The organism is Mesorhizobium sp. ESP6-5 (assembly GCF_020164695.1).
Taxonomy (GTDB): domain Bacteria; phylum Pseudomonadota; class Alphaproteobacteria; order Rhizobiales; family Rhizobiaceae; genus Mesorhizobium; species Mesorhizobium australicum.
Window position 1 is genome coordinate 1 of the sequence record NZ_JAIUGR010000022.1, and the last position, 17,476, is coordinate 17,476.

The window sequence follows — 17,476 nt, forward strand, 5'->3', positions numbered from 1 at the left end:
GTCGTTGAGGGCGCCGTCGACGATGTCGACGGTCAGGGTCGGATTCTGGGTGTCGACGGTGACGGTGTCGGAGCCAGAACTACCGGCGTTGCCGGCGGTATCGGTGTAGCTGCCGGCCGTGACCGACACCGATCCGGTGCCGGCGAAGCCGTCTGTTGCTGTAAACTTCGCCGTATAATGCGAAGCATCAATCATCACAAAATCAGTCAGCGTGCCGTGGGTTGCCGTAACGTCGGCTAAAGTGAAGCCCGTCACCGGGCCAACGAAAGTGAATGTTACGACCGAGTTGTTGACATTATCATTTAAGGAAGAATCGACAATATTGACGAATATAGGAACACGTCCGTCGTTATCGAGAACAGTAACCTGCTCGATTGCAGAAACTTTTAGATTGATCGTGGTGAATGTAAACTCTGCCTGACCTGCTTGGCCGGTATTCGAGTTCGAGTTTGCGGCTATGAAGGCACGAAACTGGGCAATTTCAGCGTTAAACGCCGTCATGAATGACGTATTGGCCAGTTGATCATTGCTCAGATAGATAGCGAGCGTATCGATGTCGGCGGTGCCTTTCGCAGCATTGCCGTTACCACCATCATAGACGTCGTAGCCGGAAAAGGTTGTTTGTCCGACGGTTGTCCCGGTGCCGTAGACTTGGCCACCAAACTTGTATTGATTTTCCCACGCGCGATAGATGAGCGTGTCCGCTCCCGATCCGCCCAGGACAGTATCGAAGCCACTGCCTCCGTCGAGCGTATCGGCGCCTGACCCGCCATTCAGGCGATCGCTTCCCGCGCCGCCCAAAAGCACGTCATCTCCGCTACCGCCAACCAGATTGTCGTTGCCGCTTGTGCCAATGGTCGTCGCCATGCCCGTCCCCTATCTTGCCAATTGTTCTTGTCGATTAAGAAATGTCGACATTGACCTACCGCTTGCAGCGGCGTCGCTCAAAAACTGTGAACCTGTGAGGGCAAGTTCGCCTTCGCCGACAAACGGCTTGATCCCAGGCGAGAGCGCCAGACCAAATGAGTTCGCGTTCAGACCAATGACATGTGTGCCAATGCCAAACGCCCAAGCCCACGAGTCCGGCAAACACAGACTGGTGCGTGCTGAACTTTCGCAGGCAACAGCGGATTTCTTCCTATTGGTCGAGGTGGAAAACCCATCGTCGCTAGAGCAAAGTACGATTCCGACTAAATCCTTGCTCAACACATCGAGAGAAACGACGGCCAGCGGAGTGGAAACGGTCGCATCTTCGGAAAAACTGTAGGCATCATCGCCAGCTTGCGGCTTCGCAGTTCCGTCGCCGTCTGCAATTTGAGAAGACGCCATTTCAACCCCCTTTTACCCACGCACAGATGCCCCCCACATCCGTTTACCGACCGCACTGAAAGACAAACCGTTCCCCGTCAGAAACTCCTGGCCATCTATTGTCAGCGCATCATCCAAGCCACCCCAAGGTTACCGCCTTACGAACAGCCGCTCACAGACGGGTGGTGGTTCGATAAATGACGGCTGCGACGGCGTTGTCGCAGCGCTGCGTCTCCCAACCCAATTGCATCGCCTAAATCGCCGGTTTCCGATCAAGAGATTTTAGACAATGCTTATATTAGGAGATTATTAACTCTACTGGGGAGGAGGCGTCAACGTCCAACTTGGGCGAACGGTTAATATTCAACATGAAGGAGCTACAGCCACCCGGATCGGCTTGTGAGATCGAACGAGCGCTCGCCTGATATGAGCCAGCGCGCAGAATATGAGGGGCAGCGTAACGAGAGCCCGCCAGCGCACTAACGCTGGCCCTTGATCACTGCCACGGGCGAGCCGGACATCCGGAAATTTCGCGCTCCAACGCAGATCACTCCGAGGATGACAAGGCGCGAAGCAGACCTTGCCTTTGTGCACGCCGTTTTACGCCGTAGCCCCCTTCTTAAAGGTCTTTACCTCGTAAGGGACTTGGGCAGATCGGACTTGCCAGATTGGAGATGAAGAATACCAGTTCAGCGAAAGTGAGACACGGACACAAGAACAATTCTCGACGGCGAAAACCGCCGCCGAACCTACGCTATTGGCGTCGTTTGTATCCTTCACTCCCACTCGATTGTGCCAGGCGGCTTCGACGTCACGTCATACACCACGCGGTTGATGCCGCGGACTTCATTGATGATGCGGGTGGCGGCGGCGCCCAGGAAGGCCATGTCGTAGTGGTAGAAGTCAGCCGTCATGCCGTCGACGGAGGTCACGGCGCGTAGCGCGCAGACGAATTCGTAGGTGCGGCCGTCGCCCATGACGCCGACAGTCTGCACCGGCAGCAGCACGGCGAAGGCCTGCCAGATCGCGTCATAGAGGCCGGCCTTGCGGATTTCGTCGAGATAGATTGCATCGGCCTCGCGCAGGATCTCCAGCTTTTCCCGCGTGATGCCGCCCGGGCAGCGGATGGCTAGGCCGGGGCCAGGGAACGGATGGCGCCCGATGAAGCTTTCGGGCAGGCCGAGTTCCTTGCCCAGCGCCCTCACCTCGTCCTTGAACAGTTCGCGCAACGGCTCGACCAGTTGCATGTTCATGCGCTCGGGCAGGCCGCCGACATTGTGGTGGGACTTGATGGTGACCGAGGGGCCGCCGGTGAAGGAGACGCTCTCGATCACGTCGGGATAGAGCGTGCCTTGCGCCAGGAAATCGGCGCCGCCGAGCTTCTTGGCCTCGTCCTCGAACACTTCGATGAACAACCGGCCAATGGTCTTGCGCTTCTTTTCCGGGTCGGACTCGCCTTCCAGCGCAGAGATGAATTTTTCCGAGGCGTCGACCAGGATCAAAGGCAGATTGTAGTGCTGGCGGAACATAGCCACCACACCAGCGGCCTCGTCCTTGCGCATCAGGCCATGGTCGACAAGAATGCAGGTGAGCTGGTCGCCGACCGCCTCGTGGATGAGCAGCGCCGCCACCGAGGAATCCACGCCGCCCGACAGCGCGCAGATGACCTTGCCCTTGCCGACCTGCTTGCGGATCGCCTCGACCGCGTGCTCGCGATAGGCGCGCATCGTCCAGTCGCCTTCGATGCCGGCGATGTTGTGGACGAAGTTCCTGAGCAGCCTGGCACCATCCGGCGTATGCACCACCTCGGGGTGGAACATGATGCCGTACATCCTGCGTTCGACATTGCCGAAGATGGCGAAGGGCGAGCTTTCCGATTTGCCGAACACCTCGAAGCCAGGCGGCAGGGCGATGACGCGATCGCCATGACTCATCCACACCTGATGGCGCTGGCCTGTGGCCCACAGGCCCTCGAATAGCGGGCTGTCCTTCTCGATCTCGACAAAGGCGCGGCCGAATTCGCGATGGTTGGAGCTTTCGGCGACGCCACCCATCTGCACGCACATGGCCATCTGGCCATAGCAGATGCCAAGCACAGGCACGCCGGCATCGAAGACGATCTGCGGCGCGCGCGGGCTGCCGATATCGGACGTCGAAGCCGGGCCGCCGGACAGGATGACCGCTTTTGGGTTGATGCGCTTGAATGCCGCCTCGGCCGACTGGAACGGCACGATCTCGGAAAACACGCCGGCCTCGCGGATGCGGCGGGCGATGAGCTGCGTAAACTGGCTGCCGAAATCGACAATCAGGACGGTGTCGGTGTGATTGGCTGTCGTCATGGCGAGCCTTTAGAGAAAGAAACGAGTCTGCGCAATGGGTTGCGTCGCCTGACTTTCAGAGCGGTATCGCCTCGTCACGAGGTGAATCCGGCCGGAGCAAGCCCGAACCGATCGCCTGTTCGAGCCGCATGACGGCGTCGGCCAGCTTTTCATCGATGACGTGCAGATATTCGGTCCAGTCGCCGACGTGCCTGAGATCAGCCGCGCCGTCGGAAATGCCGCGCAGCCCGATGAGCGGGATGTCGAAAAGCTGACAGGCGCGCAGGCAGGCGAAGGTCTCCATATCGACCATGTCGGCGGCGATCACTTCGTACGCCGCGCCGGTAATGACGGCGCCGCCGGTCGACAGTGTCGCCTCCTTGATTTCGGGAATACGCAACGGCAACGGTACGATCACCGGCAGGTCGAGAAACGGCGTCGCGCCTTTTTCGAAGCCCAGCGGCGAGGCATCGATGTCGCGATAGCTGACGGAGACGGCCTGGTAGATTTCGGTCTGCTCCAGGGTCCGGCTACCAGCAGAGCCGAGCGATACCACCAGATCGGGCAATGCCTTGTCCGATTTCAACCAGGAGAGCTCGGCGCCCAGCCGCACGCCGGCCTCGACCGGGCCCACGCCCGTCATCAGCGGCGTGAACAATCGCTGCAGATGCGGGCCATATTCGGCCCGCGCCGCCATGACGAAGAGGACATCCTTGCCGCCAATGCGCACGACGCTGCCAGTCATGGCGATCCTCCTGCTTGCGCTACATTATGACCAACGGCCTGGCCGCTGCCGGCGGCAGCTCCGTGCCACCGGCACAATTAAATTCGCCTGCGGCGAACCGGCCACTCACCCAGCGATACCATCACGGCCTAGCACCGTCATCATCGTCCCGGTCATGGTGGCGATCAGCTTGGCCTCGCCATCGGCGGCGAAAGCATAGGCCTGGCCGTCGGCAACGATGATGGTACGGCCGGGTTTGGTCACCGAACCGCGGAACAGAAAACGCTCGCCCCGGCCCGGCGCCAGAAGGTTGACCTTGAATTCGATGGTCAGCACGCCGGAATTCTCCGGCATGAGCGAGAACGCCGCATAGCCGCAAGCCGAGTCCAGCGCCGTCGAAATGACGCCGGCATGCAGGAACCCATGCTGCTGGGTCAGCGCCGCCGAATAAGGCATCTCGATCTCGATGATGCCGGGGGTCACCAATGTCAGTTCGGCGCCGATCGTCGCCATCGCCTGCTGGCGTGCGAAGGACGCCCTGACGCGATCCTCATAGTCCGGAGCCGGTACGATCTTTGCTGCCATCGCCGTTGCCTTCACGTTTGCCGGGAAAGCTTATCGCAGAGGCATGAGCGGCAGGCAAATGCTTTTGCTGCACTGCAGCAAACCGCACGCCACCTAGTTCAGCCAAAGAAGCGAGGCGTTGAGCAAGGTGGCGAACGCCACCCACGCCGCGTAGGGCACGAAAAGCCAGCCGGTGAGCCGATCGCGGGTCCAGACGCTGGCGATAAACAGCACGATGACGGCCAGAAGAAGCACGATGATGACCAGAGCAGACCCCATCATTTTTGCGCCGAAGAAGATTGGCGACCACAGGAAATTCAGGACGAGCTGAGCGCCCCAGATCTTCATCGCGGTGCCGGCCGGGTCCTGCAACCATGTCCGCCAGCCGGCCACGGCGATCAGCACATAGAGCAGTGTCCAGGCAGGCGCGAAAATCCAGTTGGGCGGATTGAAGGAAGGCTTGGCCAGCGATGCATACCAGGCACCTGGCAAGGTGGCGAAACCGATCAGCAGGCCTCCGCCCAGCACCAGGACGAGGAACAGCAGAAGCGACAGATATCTTTGCAAGCACTCACCCTGTGGCGGCGCAACGCCGCGCGTCTGCAATTGGGGCGCTGCGGGCAGCTGTCAACGGCAGCGTCAGTACGCCCGGCGCATGGCGCAAAAATAAAATCCGTCTGTGCCGCTCAGCGCCGGCGAGAGCGAAATGCCACCCAGGGCACCGATCCGCATCGCGGCGGTATGGCCGGGAAAACGGCTGTCCCAGAGCTGGCGATGATCGACCGGGGCAAAGCCGCCGTGCCGCTCGCGAAACGCGGCGATTTGTTCACCGTTCTCCTCGTCGAACACGGAGCAGGTTACGTAGACCAGCAGGCCACCGGGTTTGACGTAGGTTCTGGCGGCATCGAGGATCGTCGCCTGCTCGCCCTTGCGGGCATCAAGCTGTCTCTGCGTCAGCCGCCATTTGGCGTCGGGACGCCGCCGCCAGGTGCCGCTGCCGGTGCAGGGCGCGTCGACCAGCACGATGTCCATGTGGCCGGTCAGCGGGGCAAGCTCGGCCGGCTTGGTGGCGACCTGCACATTGCGGTTTTCCGAGCGGCGAATGCGGTCGAAGATTGGCGCCAGCCGCGCCTTTTCGGCATCGTGAGCGAAGATTTGACCGTGGTTGTCCATCGCCGCCGACAAAGCCAGCGTCTTGCCGCCTGCGCCGGCGCAGAAATCGAGCACCTGCATGCCAGCCGTCGCGCCGGCAAGCGCCGCCGCAATTTGCGACCCCTCGTCCTGGACCTCGAACCAGCCTTTCTGAAAGGCCGGCTCGGCTTGCACGTTCGGATGCCGGCCGTCACCGTCGATCGGCGGGATGCGGATGCCGTAGGGTGCGATCCGTGCGGCACTGGCACCGGTCTGCGCGAGTTCGGCCAACACCTTGGCGCGATCGGCCTGCAGCGTGTTGACCCGGATGTCGAGCGGCGGACGTGTGGCGAGCGCCGCGCCCTCCTCGACCCATGTCTCGCCGAAGGCCCGCTGGAAAAGCGGTTCGCACCAATCGGGAATGTCGGCGCGAACAGCAGGCGGCGCGTCGGCAAGCCGGCGTTCCGCGATTGCCTGGAGTTCCGTGGCGCTCAGCAGCGGCGGCGCGAATTTGTCACCTTCGAGCGCTGCGTTGAGCGACTGCGCCGTCTGGCTCCATTCGAGCAGCAGCGCCCCGAAGCCGATGGCACGCGGTGTGTCTTCGCCCAGCAACCAGCCGGCGGAGCGCTTACGGCGCAGCGCGTCGTAGACGATGTTGCCGATCGCGGCGCGATCCCCACCGCCGGCGAAGCGATGGGACAGGCCCCAATCCTTCAGCGCGTCGGCTACCGGCCGGTGACGCCGACCAATGTCCTCCAGCACTTCAATGGCCGCAGCCAGCCGTCCGCCCAGTCGCATTCGTCATTCCATCAATCGAGCACATTATCCGGTCTGCTCTTAGAGCCTTTCACGTCCGGATTGAACCCCGCCCGGCTTCGCCGCGAGGGCAAGCTGGCGGTGGTCGGCGAAACTTGTCCGACCGGTAAATCTTCACGGCGGTTAGCAGCAGGCAGACTAGTAGATACAAGATTTCTAATGTTCTTAACTGGCGGCCGGAAGGACGGCGTGTGGCACTACAGCTCTGCTTTCCAAGTTTTTCGGTTGGGAATACTCTTGCCGTCATGATTCGCGGCGCGGAAAACGTGGACCGGCGGATCTTCACGAGGAGAGGGCAATGAAGACTTATCTGGCGGAAGTTCTAGGTACATTTCTGTTGGTGTTCATCGGTACGGCGTCCGTGGTGACGGGCGGCTTCGGCGGCGCGCTGCCGCTTGGCCAGGAAGGCATCGGTCTGGCATTCGGCATCGGCCTCATCGCGGCGGCCTATGCGATCGGCCCGATTTCGGGCGCGCATCTCAATCCGGCGGTGACGCTCGGCGTATTCCTTGCCGGCCGGCTGCCGGCCAAGGACGTCATCCCCTATTGGATCGCGCAGGTCATCGGCGCCATCATCGCCTCGCTGGCGTTGTGGATCATCGTTTCCGGCCAGACCGGCGGCCATACCGGCGGCTTCGGTGCCAATGGCTGGGACGAGACGAAATGGGGCATGAGCTCGGCGTTCCTGTGGGAGCTGATCGGCACCTTCACCTTCGTCACGGTGATCCTTGGCGTTACCGCTGAAAAGCACTCGACGGCGTTTGCCGGCCTGGTCATCGGCCTGACGCTAGCGGGCATTCACTTCGCGATGATCCCGGTCACCGGTACCTCGGTCAATCCAGCGCGCTCGATCGGCCCGGCGCTGTTTACCGGCGGCGCCGCACTCAGCCAGCTCTGGTTGTTCATCGTCGCACCGCTGATCGGCGGCGCCATTGCCGGCGTCGTCGCTAAGGCGCGTGTCTTCGAGAAGGATTGATTCCAGAGCCTGAATGCAAGAGGCGCGGGCCGTGGCCCGCGCCTCTTGCGTAGGTCCTCAAGCTCGGGTCAGGCCGCGATGTCAAAGCGGTCGGCGTTCATCACCTTGGTCCATGCCGCAACGAAATCCCGGGCGAATTTCTGCCCGGCGTCCGCCGATCCGTAGACCTCGGCCAATGCCCGCAGTTGCGCATGCGAACCGAAGATCAGGTCGGCACGGGTGCCGGTCCACCTGACTGCCTTGGTTTTGCGGTCGCGCGCTTCGTACACTTCTTCCGAACCCGGAACAGAACCTGCAGCCGGATCCCAGACCGTGCTCATGCTGAGCAGGTTGACGAAAAAGTCGTTGGTCAGCGTACCCGGCCTATCGGTGAACACGCCGTGCTTCGAGTGCCCGGTGTTGGCGCCAAGCACGCGGAGGCCGCCGACAAGCACCGTCAGTTCCGGCGCCGTCAGGCCCAGCAACTGCGCGCGGTCGACCAGCATGGCCTCAACCGACATGGGCTGCTTGCCCCTGACATAGTTGCGGAAGCCGTCGACTTTCGGCTCGAGCGCGGCAAAGGAGTGGACATCCGTCTGCTCCTGCGATGCATCCATGCGGCCGGGCGTGAACGGCACGTTCACGTCGTTGCCGCCATCCTTCGCGGCCTTCTCGACCGCGGCGACACCGCCGAGCACGATCAGGTCGGCCAGCGAGACCTTCTTGTCGCCGGTCTGCGCGGTGTTGAACTCCGTCTGGATGCCTTCGAGCCTGGCAACCACCTTCGACAGTTCGGCCGGCTGGTTGACTTCCCAGTCCTTCTGCGGCACCAACCGGATGCGTGCGCCATTGGCGCCGCCGCGCTTGTCGGAGTTGCGGAAGGTCGAAGCCGAGGCCCAGGCCGTCGAGACCAGTTCGGAAACCGACAGGCCGGAGGCCAGGATCTTGGCCTTCAGCGATGCGATGTCCTGCTCGCTGACCAGTTCATGGTCGAGCGCCGGGATCGGGTCCTGCCAGATCAGCTCTTCCTTGGGCACCAACGGGCCGAGATAGCGCACCGCCGGACCCATGTCGCGGTGGGTCAGCTTGAACCAGGCGCGGGCGAAGGCATCGGCGAACTGATCCGGATGTTCATGGAAACGCCGCGAGACCTTCTCATAGGCCGGGTCGGCCCGCAGCGCGAGGTCGGTGGTCAGCATGGCCGGCGCGTGATGCTTCGAGGGGTTGTGCGCATCCGGCACCGTGCCGGCACCGGCGCCACCCTTCGGTGTCCACTGATGGGCGCCCGCCGGGCTCTTCGTCAGCTCCCATTCGAAATTGAACAGATTGTCGAAGAAGTTGTTGCTCCACTTGGTCGGCGTCGTGGTCCAGGTGACTTCGAGACCCGAGGTGATGGCGTCGCCGGCAATGCCTGACGCATGTTTGCTCGACCAGCCGAGGCCCTGCGCCTCGATGCCGGCACCTTCCGGCTCAGCGCCCACCAGCGAGGCATCGCCGGCGCCATGGGTCTTGCCGAAGGTGTGACCGCCGGCGATCAGCGCCACGGTTTCCTCATCGTTCATCGCCATGCGCGCGAAGGTTTCCCGGATATCACGGGCCGAGGCCAGCGGATCGGGCTTGCCGTTCGGCCCTTCCGGATTGACGTAGATCAGGCCCATCTGCACGGCGCCGAGATGGCCGCGAAGCTCACGATCGCCCGAGTAGCGCTCGTCGCCCAGCCACTTGGTTTCCGAACCCCAGTCCACGTCCTGCTCGGGCTCCCAGACGTCGGCGCGGCCGCCGGCGAAGCCGAAGGTCTTGAAGCCCATCGATTCCAGCGCGACGTTGCCGGTGAGGATCAACAGGTCGGCCCAGGAAATCTTGCGGCCGTATTTCTGCTTGACCGGCCAGAGCAGGCGGCGCGCCTTGTCGAGATTGGCGTTGTCAGGCCAGCTGTTGAGCGGCGCGAAACGCTGCTGGCCGGCTCCGGCACCGCCGCGGCCATCACCGATGCGGTAGGTGCCGGCGCTGTGCCAGGCCATGCGGATGAACAGCGGCCCGTAATGGCCGAAGTCGGCGGGCCACCAATCCTGCGAATCCGTCATCACTTGGTGCAGGTCCTTGATGACCGCATCGAGATCGAGGCTGGCGAATTCCTTGGCATAGTCGAAGTCCTCGCCCATCGGGTCCGACAGGTTCGACTGCTGATGGAGAACGCCAAGGTCAAGCTGGTTCGGCCACCAGTCACGGTTGGTCCGGCCGGCGGATCCATGCGCGACAGGGCATTTGCCCGCGCTGCTGTCGTCGGTTTTCGCGTCCATCTCTCACTCCAATTTGCCGAGGTTTGATTTGCCGAGGTTGATTTTTTGCCGAGATTTTGGGGGCGGCCAGCGGCCCGCGCCAATCTGGAACCATTCCAGCCTAGGCCAGACCGTCGATAAAAACAAATTGTCTTTCCTGTTTATTTCGATAGGATTTTCTTATGATGGCCTTGACCGCATGATCGGACTGACAGTTCGCCAGATGCATTATTTCGACGCGCTGGCGCAGACGCTGCATTTCGGGCGTGCGGCGAAACTTGCCGGTGTCAGCCAGCCGGCGCTGTCCTCGCAGATCGCCGAAATGGAGCAACGGCTGAACTGCCGGCTGTTCGAACGCGGCGGCAAGTCGGTGCGCATGACGGACGAGGCGATCGCCCTGTTGCCGCGTATCGAGCGCATCCTGGCTGATATACGTGACGTGGAAACGACGGCCCGGCGCGGCCGCACGGCCATGGAGGGACGCTTCCGGCTGGGCATCATCCCGACTGTCGCGCCCTATCTTCTGCCGCGCGCCTTGCCCGAACTGAAGAAGCATTTCCCGGCCTTGCTGCTCGAATTGCGCGAGGCGGTCACCACCTCCCTGGTCGAAGACACCGCATCGCGAAAACTCGACGCCTTCATCGCGGCACTTCCGCTCGACCATCCAGGACTGATCACCGAGGCGCTCTTTCCCGACCGGTTCTTCCTGGCCGTGCCGTCGGACGATCCGGCCTTTGCCTCGCCGCCGGTTCCACCCGAGAGCCCGGCGCTGGAAAGACTGATGCTGCTGGAAGAAGGCCATTGCCTGCGCGAACAGGCGCTGGCCGTCTGCGGCAATGTGCGGCCGGTGGCGATGGCAAGCTATGGCGCGACCAGCCTGACCACGCTCCTGCAGATGGTGGCGCACGGGCTCGGCGTCACGCTCATCCCCGAAATGGCGACCGGCCCCGCCGGCACCATCCCCGACCTCAAGATCGTGCCGTTCCAGGAACCGATGCCGCAGCGCATGATCTGCCTGGCCTGGCGACGCAACAATGCGCGGCACGGGGAATGCGTCGAGCTAGCCAAGATTATACGGGGGCTAGGCCCGGCGCTGTTGGCGGCCTGAGAGGTGGCCCTAACGCTCGTTACAGCACCCGCGACAGGAACTCGCGGGTGCGCGGCGACACCGGGTTGGCGATCATCTCGCGCGGTGCGCCGCGTTCGACGATCACGCCGCCGTCCATGAACACGAGCTGGTCGCCGATCTCGCGGGCAAAGCCGACCTCGTGGGTGACGACGACCATCGTCATGCCGCTCTCGGCAAGGTCGCGCATGACCTGCAGGACTTCGCCGACCAGTTCCGGATCCAGCGCCGAGGTCGGCTCGTCGAAGAGCAGCACCTTGGGCTTCATCGCGAGGGCGCGCGCGATCGCGACACGCTGCTGCTGGCCCCCGGACAGTTCGCGGGGATAGCGGTCTACCTTATCGGCCAGGCCGACACGCCGCAGCAGCATCTCCGCCTCGGTCTTTGCCTGGTCGACTGGAATGCGCCGCACCTGCGTCGGCGCCTCGATCAGGTTCTCCATCACCGTCATGTGCGAGAACAGGTTGAACGACTGGAACAGCATGCCGATCTCGGCGCGGCGCCGGCACAGAAGATCGTCCTTCACCTCATAGAGCTTCTCGCCCTGGAGGTCGTAGCCGACGAACTGGCTGTCGACGAGCAGGATGCCGCCGCTGAGTTTTTCCAAATGGTTGATGCAACGCAGGAACGTGCTCTTGCCCGATCCCGACGGGCCGATGATACAGGCGACCGATCCCTCCGGTACATCGAGATCGACGCCTTTGAGAACTTCAAGCTGGCCATAGGTTTTGCGCACGCCGCGCGCGAACACCATGGAATCGGCAGGCACCCCGAAGCGGGTACGATTTTCGAACTTCACATCACTCATCGGGCAACGCCGCGCAGGCTGATCAAGTTGCGCAAGGTGCGCACCGTCAGGGGGTCGCGTCTGACATCGCTGCGGCCGAAATGGCGCTCCAGGAAATGCTGCCCCACCGACATGATGCTGACCACCGCGAGATACCAGAAGGCGACCACGATCAGCAGCGGAATGGTCTCGAAGGTGCGCGCATAGATGCTCTGCGCGGTATAGAACAGGTCGTCGACGGCGATGAACGTCACCAGCGACGTCATCTTCAGGAGGTTGATCGCCTCATTGCCGGTCGGCGGCAGCACGAAGCGCATGGCCTGCGGCAAGGTGATGCGCTTCAGGATCATGCGGTAGGGCATGCCGAGCGCGCTCGCCGCCTCCGACTGGCCAGACGGCACCGACTTGATGCCCGCCCGGATGATCTCGGCCATGTAGCCGGCCTCGCACAGCGAAAGCGCCACCACGGCGGAGAAGAACGGCGTCATGAAATCATTGGTGCGCACGGAAAACAGCGTGCCTATGAACGGCAAAGTCAGCGAGATTTCGCGCACCAGCAGCGACAGGTTGAACCAGAAGATCAGCTGGATCAGGGCTGGGACACCCCGGAAGAACCAGACATAGACGCCGGAAAAGGCGCGCAGCACCGGGCTCGGCGACACCCGCATGATGGCGATGACGGTGCCGACGACGATCGCCAGCACCATGATGATGACGGTGAGCATCAGCGTGTTGCCGAGGCCTCGCATGATCGAGGGATGGAACAGGTATCCGGCTGCCGTGCCCCAGGCAAAGGCCGGGTTGCTGGCGAAAGCACGAATGATGAGGAAGGCCAGCAGCAGGGCGAACGCCGTACCGACCCAGATGCCATAACGGCGCTGCGGCACGACGGTCAGTCGTGACACAGCGGCGGAAACGCTTGGCTCGACGCCGATGTCGGTCGGGAGGGCAACGCCCATCGGATGTCTCCAGCTTGCGGGCCGGCGCCTGATGTTCATCAGGCGCCGGATGGTCTCTATTCGGCGCGAAGCGCGTCCATGGTGCCGACGAAGTAGGGTTCCTTGATCGCATAGGCGCCCATGCCGTACTTCTCCAGGATAGCCTTGTACGTGCCGTTCTTGAACAGTTCGGCAAGTGCCGCCACCATCATGTCGGCGGTCTGCTTGTCGTCCTTGGCGATCGCCATGCCGAGCGGCGCGACCTCGTAAAGCGTCGGCAGGACCACCAACTGGCCCTTGCTCGTCACCTCGAAATAGCTCGATGCGGTGGCATCGTCCATACGCGCGTCGACGCGGTCCGAAAGCACGGCCTGGACGATATCGGTGGAGGAGTTGAACACCGATTTCTCGATAGCCTTTTGGCCCTTGTCGGTGCATTCCTTACCGAGCTTGTCGACCAGGAAATCCGAGGCGCTGCCGGCCGAGACGCCGATGCGCTTGCCACAGAGCGGCATGTCGCCGCTGAAGCTCGCCTTCTTGTCAGGCGATGTCGAGACGGCGAGCCCTGCCTTCAGGAACATGATGAAATCGACCTGCTTCAGGCGCTCCGGCGTGGCCGAGAAGGTCTCCCAGGCGATCTTGAAGCGGCCCGCCGCAAGACCCGGGATCATCGACGGGAACGGCGTGCGCTGGATATCGAGCTTGGCGTCGACGAGCTTGGCCACCTCGCCGGCGAGTTCGACGATGATGCCGGTCTGCTTGCCGTCGGCGTCGAGATATTCGAACGGCGCGAAGTCCAGAGTGTTGGCGACGGCGAGCGTTCCGCTCTCTTTCACCTCAGCCGATTTCGGCACGTCGGCGGCTTTGGAAACCCCGCCCCAGACGGTGGTGGAGAGCGCCAGTGCAAGGCTGGTCATTCGCAGATATCTGTTCATTGCTGTTCCCCTTTTCTTGTCCTTGTTTGCAGTCTTTCCGGCAGAGCCCGGGCCAGTGGCCGGCACGGGCTCGGTGTCCCTTACGAAGCGGCTGTCTCGGCCGCCTTCTTCTTTCGATAGTGATAATTCTTGTCGATGCGCTCCATCAGGTAATCGCCATAGAGCACTGGCTCGTATTTCGGCTGTGTGCCGGCCGGCACACAGACCGAAAGTGCGGCAATCGTCTCGTCCATGGAGGGGTCGAAGAAGAAGGGCTGCGAATAGCGCTCGCGTCCGGAGCGGTTGATGACGCGGTGCGGCGTCGAGACGAACTGGTCGTTCGACCAGCGCGCCAGGATGTCGCCGACATTCATGACGAAGGAATCCGGAACGGGCGGCGCGGGGACCCAGTCGCCCGCCTTGTTCTTGACCTCGAGGCCGCCGACATTGTCCTGGGCGAGCAGCGTGATGAAGCCGTAGTCGGTGTGCGGCGCCGAACCGAAAAGCCCCTCTTCCTGGGGCTGCGTCGGATAGTGCAGCAGCCGCAGGAAAGTCGTCGGCTGCTCGAAATAGCGGTCGAGACTGTCGGAGGGCAGCCCGAGCGAAAGCGCGATGGCGCGCACCATCTTGCGGGCGAGCGTGCCCATCTCCTGGACATAGCGCTCGATGGTCTCCCTGAAGCCGGCAAGGGCGGCCTCGTCAGGCCACTGGTTGGGGCCTTGCAGCGGCTTGCCGGCCAAGGCCCGGGGGTCGTCGGCGCCGACCTCGTGCATGAAGAAGATCGATTCGCTCTGGTTCGGCTTGCTGACGGCCGCCACGGACGAGGTCACGATGGTCGAGCCGGCAAAGGGCAAGTAGCCGCGGAAATTCTTGTCGATCTTCAGCTTCGCCTTCTCCTCCTCGGGCAAGGCGAAGAAACGCTTGGAGGCCTCGCGGACCGCTTCGACATCGGTGCGCGGAATGGGGTGGCCGGTGACATAGAGGAAGCCGATCGTCTCGAGATAGCGGCGCAGCGTCGCTGCCGTTTCCCTGATCGCGCCTTCGTCGTCGCCATAGAGCGGCGAAACGTCGAGGATCGGAATTTCGGAAAAATCGCCGCGCTCTTGTGCATCCATTTCGAACACCCTGTCTTGAACATAAGATACAGTACTGTATTTCTACACATCCGAACGGCCTCATCAATAGGCTTTCGATCGCAAAAGGAAGGACGCGGCATCATGGCACCACGCAAGATCATCATCGATACCGATCCGGGCCAGGACGACGCCTTCGCCATCCTCTTCGCACTGGGGTCGCCTGATGAACTCGACGTGGTCGGCATCACCACGGTCGGCGGCAACGTGCCGCTTGCCCTGACCTCGAAGAATGCGCTGAAAGTCGTCGAACTCGCCGGGCGGCCCGATGTGCCCGTTTATGCCGGCTGCCCGGCGCCGATGGTGCGCAAGCTGATCACCGCCGAATATGTCCACGGGGAAACCGGCCTCGACGGCGCCGAGCTTGCCGAACCGGTGACGCCGCTGCGGGGCGAACACGCGGTGAACTACATGGTGCGCACCATCATGGACGCGCCGGAAGGCGAATTGACCGTTTGCACGCTCGGGCCAATGACGAATCTGGCCATGGCCATGACCATGGAGCCGAGGATCGTGCCCCGTCTGCGCGAAGTGGTGCTGATGGGCGGCGGCTTCTTCCAGGGTGGCAACGCGACGCCGGCGGCTGAGTTCAACATCTTCGTCGACCCGCATGCCGCGCACAAGGTGTTCGACAGCGGCGCGCCGGTGACCATGGCGGGCATCGATTGCACCTACACGGCGCTGATGACGCCTGAGTGGCTCGACCGCCTGCGCGCAAGCGGCAGCCGCGCGGCGATCGAGGCCGCGAACCTGGCCGACTTCTACCGCCAGTATGGCACCCACAAATTCGAGACGCCGGCACGCCCCATCCACGACGCCTGCGTCACCGGTTATCTCCTGGCACCGCAAATCTATGAACAGCGCCAGTGCGCGGTGACGGTCGACATTGTCTCGCCTGAGACAATCGGCATGACCGTCGTCGACTGGTGGCACGTCACCGGCCGGCGCAAGAACTGCAACGTCCTGCGGCGCATCGATCCCGCGCCGTTCTTCGAACTCATGCTGGAGCGGATCAGCGCATTGCCCTGAGTTGCGCCTTCCGCGATAGATGGACACTTGATGAGTCGCGAAGCGCATCGGAGCCGGCGAACGGTTTTGCGGGCGTTGCGTGTGCGATGAAGGTCTTGATCGGATGAAATCGGACAGCGCCCCGGCCAAAGGCAGGAGACCAGCCAAAGCCGCGGGACCCGGGAAGACGGCGCGGCAGACGCTGAGTCGCGAGGCCTGGATCGCAGCGGCGCGCAAGGTGCTGGAGAAGCACGGCATTGGCGAGGTCAAGATCGACCGCCTCGCCAAGCAATTCAAGGTGACGCGCGGCAGCTTCTATTTCCATTTCACCAGCCTGGCCGATCTTCGCGACGGCCTGCTGCAAGAATGGCGAGATATCAATTGCGAGCCCTTCTGGGCTATGCGCGAGATGCAGAATATAGACGGCCTGCAGTTCTTCACCGACATCGTGCATGTTTGGGTCGACGAGGCGCCGTTTAGTCCCCTGCTCGACCTCGCCGTGCGCGACTGGTCACGAACGTCGAAAAAGCTGGCGCAGGAGGTCAAGGATATCGATGACCTGCGCATCGAACTCCTGACCCGCTCCTTCCGCGCCATGGGTTATCCCGAGGACGAAAGCCTGGTCAGGGCCCGCATCACCTATTTCCACCAGATCGGGCAATATGCGCTGTCCTTCAAGGAGGACCCGGCGGTGCGCCGCAGCTACCAGCCACTGTTCGGCGAGGTGCTGCTGGGGCCGCTGGTGCAGGAGCCGGGTTCGGCGCCACGGCCGGCGGAAATACGGCGCGGGCGGCGTTAGCGGACGACAAACCCCGTCAACCCGTTAGGGGTATCGCGATGCCGGCATGGTGACTTCCCAACTGCCAGAAGGGTAGCTGGAACCGCTCGCGCTGCGCTTCGACGATATGGAAGCCCCCCGCGCGGATCAGGTGCAATGGATCGCGATTGAGGTGGCAGCCGCCGGCGAGCTGGCCCCATATCAGGTTCAGACGCTCCTGCCACCGGCGGCAATGCGGCCCTTCGGCCTGGCCGTGCTCGATGAAGATCAGCCGGCCCGTGGACTTGAGGATGCGCCGGATCTCGGTCAGCGCCGCCTCGGGGTCCGGAATGGTGCAGAAGGCATAGGTGACGACCACCGTATCGGCGAAGCTGTCGGCCAAGGGCAGCCTTTCACCGCTGGCCCTGATGCAGTCGACATCAAATGGCACGGAACGGCTCTTCGGTTCGGCCAGGCCCAGCATCGTGCCGTCGGGATCGACGCCGACCAGCCGCTTCACCCTGGCGGCGTCGTAATGGGGAAGGTTCAGACCGGAGCCGAAGCCGACTTCGACGACGACGCCCCCTGCCCGCGGGATCAGGCGCCTTCGCATGTCCGTGAAAGCGTTGGCCGAACAGCCGGCGTGGACGAGGTAGGGAGCAATGCAGCGCGCGTACCAGGAGAGACAGGATTGGCACATGTCTCAGCCTCCTTGCCG

17 protein-coding genes are annotated in these 17,476 nt (G+C 62.8%); 4 read left to right on the top strand and 13 right to left on the bottom strand.

The annotated features are described in order from the left end of the window. The 7 genes from LB524_RS29045 to LB524_RS27665 form a co-directional block, all read right to left on the bottom strand. The coding region (locus LB524_RS29045; protein ID WP_318012241.1) for an Ig-like domain-containing protein at positions 1 to 867 on the bottom strand (867 nt) is incomplete at its 3' end. A gap of 9 nt (positions 868 to 876) precedes the next feature. Beyond that, the gene (locus LB524_RS27640; protein WP_224531497.1) at positions 877 to 1,329 is read right to left on the bottom strand and encodes a hypothetical protein; all 453 of its coding nucleotides are present in this window, start codon (positions 1,327 to 1,329) and stop codon (positions 877 to 879) included. A 755-nt stretch (positions 1,330 to 2,084) separates the two neighbouring features. After that, positions 2,085 to 3,647, bottom strand: coding sequence for a glutamine-hydrolyzing GMP synthase (gene guaA, locus LB524_RS27645; protein WP_015316527.1), 1,563 nt, complete (start codon positions 3,645 to 3,647; stop codon positions 2,085 to 2,087). Between the two features lie 55 nt (positions 3,648 to 3,702). After that, a complete protein-coding gene (locus LB524_RS27650; RefSeq protein WP_224531499.1) occupies positions 3,703 to 4,371 on the bottom strand; it encodes a 5'-methylthioadenosine/S-adenosylhomocysteine nucleosidase in 669 nt (222 codons plus the stop codon). Positions 4,372 to 4,476: 105 nt separating this feature from the next. Beyond that, positions 4,477 to 4,935, bottom strand: a complete 459-nt coding sequence (locus LB524_RS27655; RefSeq protein ID WP_015316525.1) for a PaaI family thioesterase — start codon at positions 4,933 to 4,935, stop codon at positions 4,477 to 4,479. A gap of 93 nt (positions 4,936 to 5,028) precedes the next feature. Continuing rightward, positions 5,029 to 5,481, bottom strand: a complete 453-nt coding sequence (locus LB524_RS27660) for a TspO/MBR family protein (protein WP_224531502.1) — start codon at positions 5,479 to 5,481, stop codon at positions 5,029 to 5,031. 72 nt (positions 5,482 to 5,553) lie between these two features. Next, positions 5,554 to 6,843, bottom strand: a complete 1,290-nt coding sequence (locus LB524_RS27665) for an RsmB/NOP family class I SAM-dependent RNA methyltransferase (RefSeq protein WP_140660884.1) — start codon at positions 6,841 to 6,843, stop codon at positions 5,554 to 5,556. Between the two features lie 316 nt (positions 6,844 to 7,159). On the opposite strand from LB524_RS27665, the gene LB524_RS27670 reads away from it, so the two are divergent. Further along, positions 7,160 to 7,837: an MIP family channel protein gene (locus tag LB524_RS27670; RefSeq protein WP_140660883.1), complete on the top strand. Its 678-nt coding sequence runs from the start codon at positions 7,160 to 7,162 to the stop codon at positions 7,835 to 7,837. 68 nt (positions 7,838 to 7,905) lie between these two features. Here LB524_RS27670 and katG read toward each other — a convergent pair whose 3' ends face one another. Continuing rightward, positions 7,906 to 10,116, bottom strand: a complete 2,211-nt coding sequence (katG, locus tag LB524_RS27675; protein ID WP_140660882.1) for a catalase/peroxidase HPI — start codon at positions 10,114 to 10,116, stop codon at positions 7,906 to 7,908. 178 nt (positions 10,117 to 10,294) lie between these two features. On the opposite strand from katG, the gene LB524_RS27680 reads away from it, so the two are divergent. Next, positions 10,295 to 11,203 carry a hydrogen peroxide-inducible genes activator gene (locus tag LB524_RS27680; protein WP_015316520.1) on the top strand — a complete coding sequence of 303 codons (909 nt, stop codon included), beginning with the start codon at positions 10,295 to 10,297 and terminating at the stop codon, positions 11,201 to 11,203. 19 nt (positions 11,204 to 11,222) lie between these two features. On the opposite strand, the gene LB524_RS27685 is transcribed toward LB524_RS27680, so the two are convergent. The 4 genes from LB524_RS27685 to LB524_RS27700 form a co-directional block, all read right to left on the bottom strand. After that, complete coding sequence (locus LB524_RS27685) at positions 11,223 to 11,975, bottom strand: amino acid ABC transporter ATP-binding protein (RefSeq protein WP_181171054.1); 753 nt, start codon at positions 11,973 to 11,975, stop codon at positions 11,223 to 11,225. 50 nt (positions 11,976 to 12,025) lie between these two features. Further along, positions 12,026 to 12,967 carry an amino acid ABC transporter permease gene (locus LB524_RS27690; protein ID WP_140614556.1) on the bottom strand — a complete coding sequence of 314 codons (942 nt, stop codon included), beginning with the start codon at positions 12,965 to 12,967 and terminating at the stop codon, positions 12,026 to 12,028. Positions 12,968 to 13,023: 56 nt separating this feature from the next. Beyond that, a complete protein-coding gene (locus LB524_RS27695) occupies positions 13,024 to 13,881 on the bottom strand; it encodes an ABC transporter substrate-binding protein (RefSeq protein WP_140614557.1) in 858 nt (285 codons plus the stop codon). 80 nt (positions 13,882 to 13,961) lie between these two features. Further along, positions 13,962 to 14,975, bottom strand: a complete 1,014-nt coding sequence (locus tag LB524_RS27700; protein WP_140614558.1) for an isopenicillin N synthase family dioxygenase — start codon at positions 14,973 to 14,975, stop codon at positions 13,962 to 13,964. Positions 14,976 to 15,077: 102 nt separating this feature from the next. Here LB524_RS27700 and LB524_RS27705 point away from each other — a divergent pair, with 102 nt between their 5' ends. Both LB524_RS27705 and LB524_RS27710 read left to right on the top strand, forming a co-directional pair. Next, on the top strand, positions 15,078 to 16,022 hold the full coding sequence (locus LB524_RS27705) for a nucleoside hydrolase (RefSeq protein ID WP_224531506.1): 945 nt from the start codon (positions 15,078 to 15,080) through the stop codon (positions 16,020 to 16,022). Positions 16,023 to 16,125: 103 nt separating this feature from the next. After that, complete coding sequence (locus LB524_RS27710) at positions 16,126 to 16,800, top strand: TetR/AcrR family transcriptional regulator (RefSeq protein WP_224531509.1); 675 nt, start codon at positions 16,126 to 16,128, stop codon at positions 16,798 to 16,800. A 16-nt stretch (positions 16,801 to 16,816) separates the two neighbouring features. On the opposite strand, the gene LB524_RS27715 is transcribed toward LB524_RS27710, so the two are convergent. Beyond that, the gene (locus tag LB524_RS27715) at positions 16,817 to 17,458 is read right to left on the bottom strand and encodes a class I SAM-dependent methyltransferase (protein ID WP_224531512.1); all 642 of its coding nucleotides are present in this window, start codon (positions 17,456 to 17,458) and stop codon (positions 16,817 to 16,819) included. Between the last annotated feature and the right edge of the window lie 18 nt (positions 17,459 to 17,476).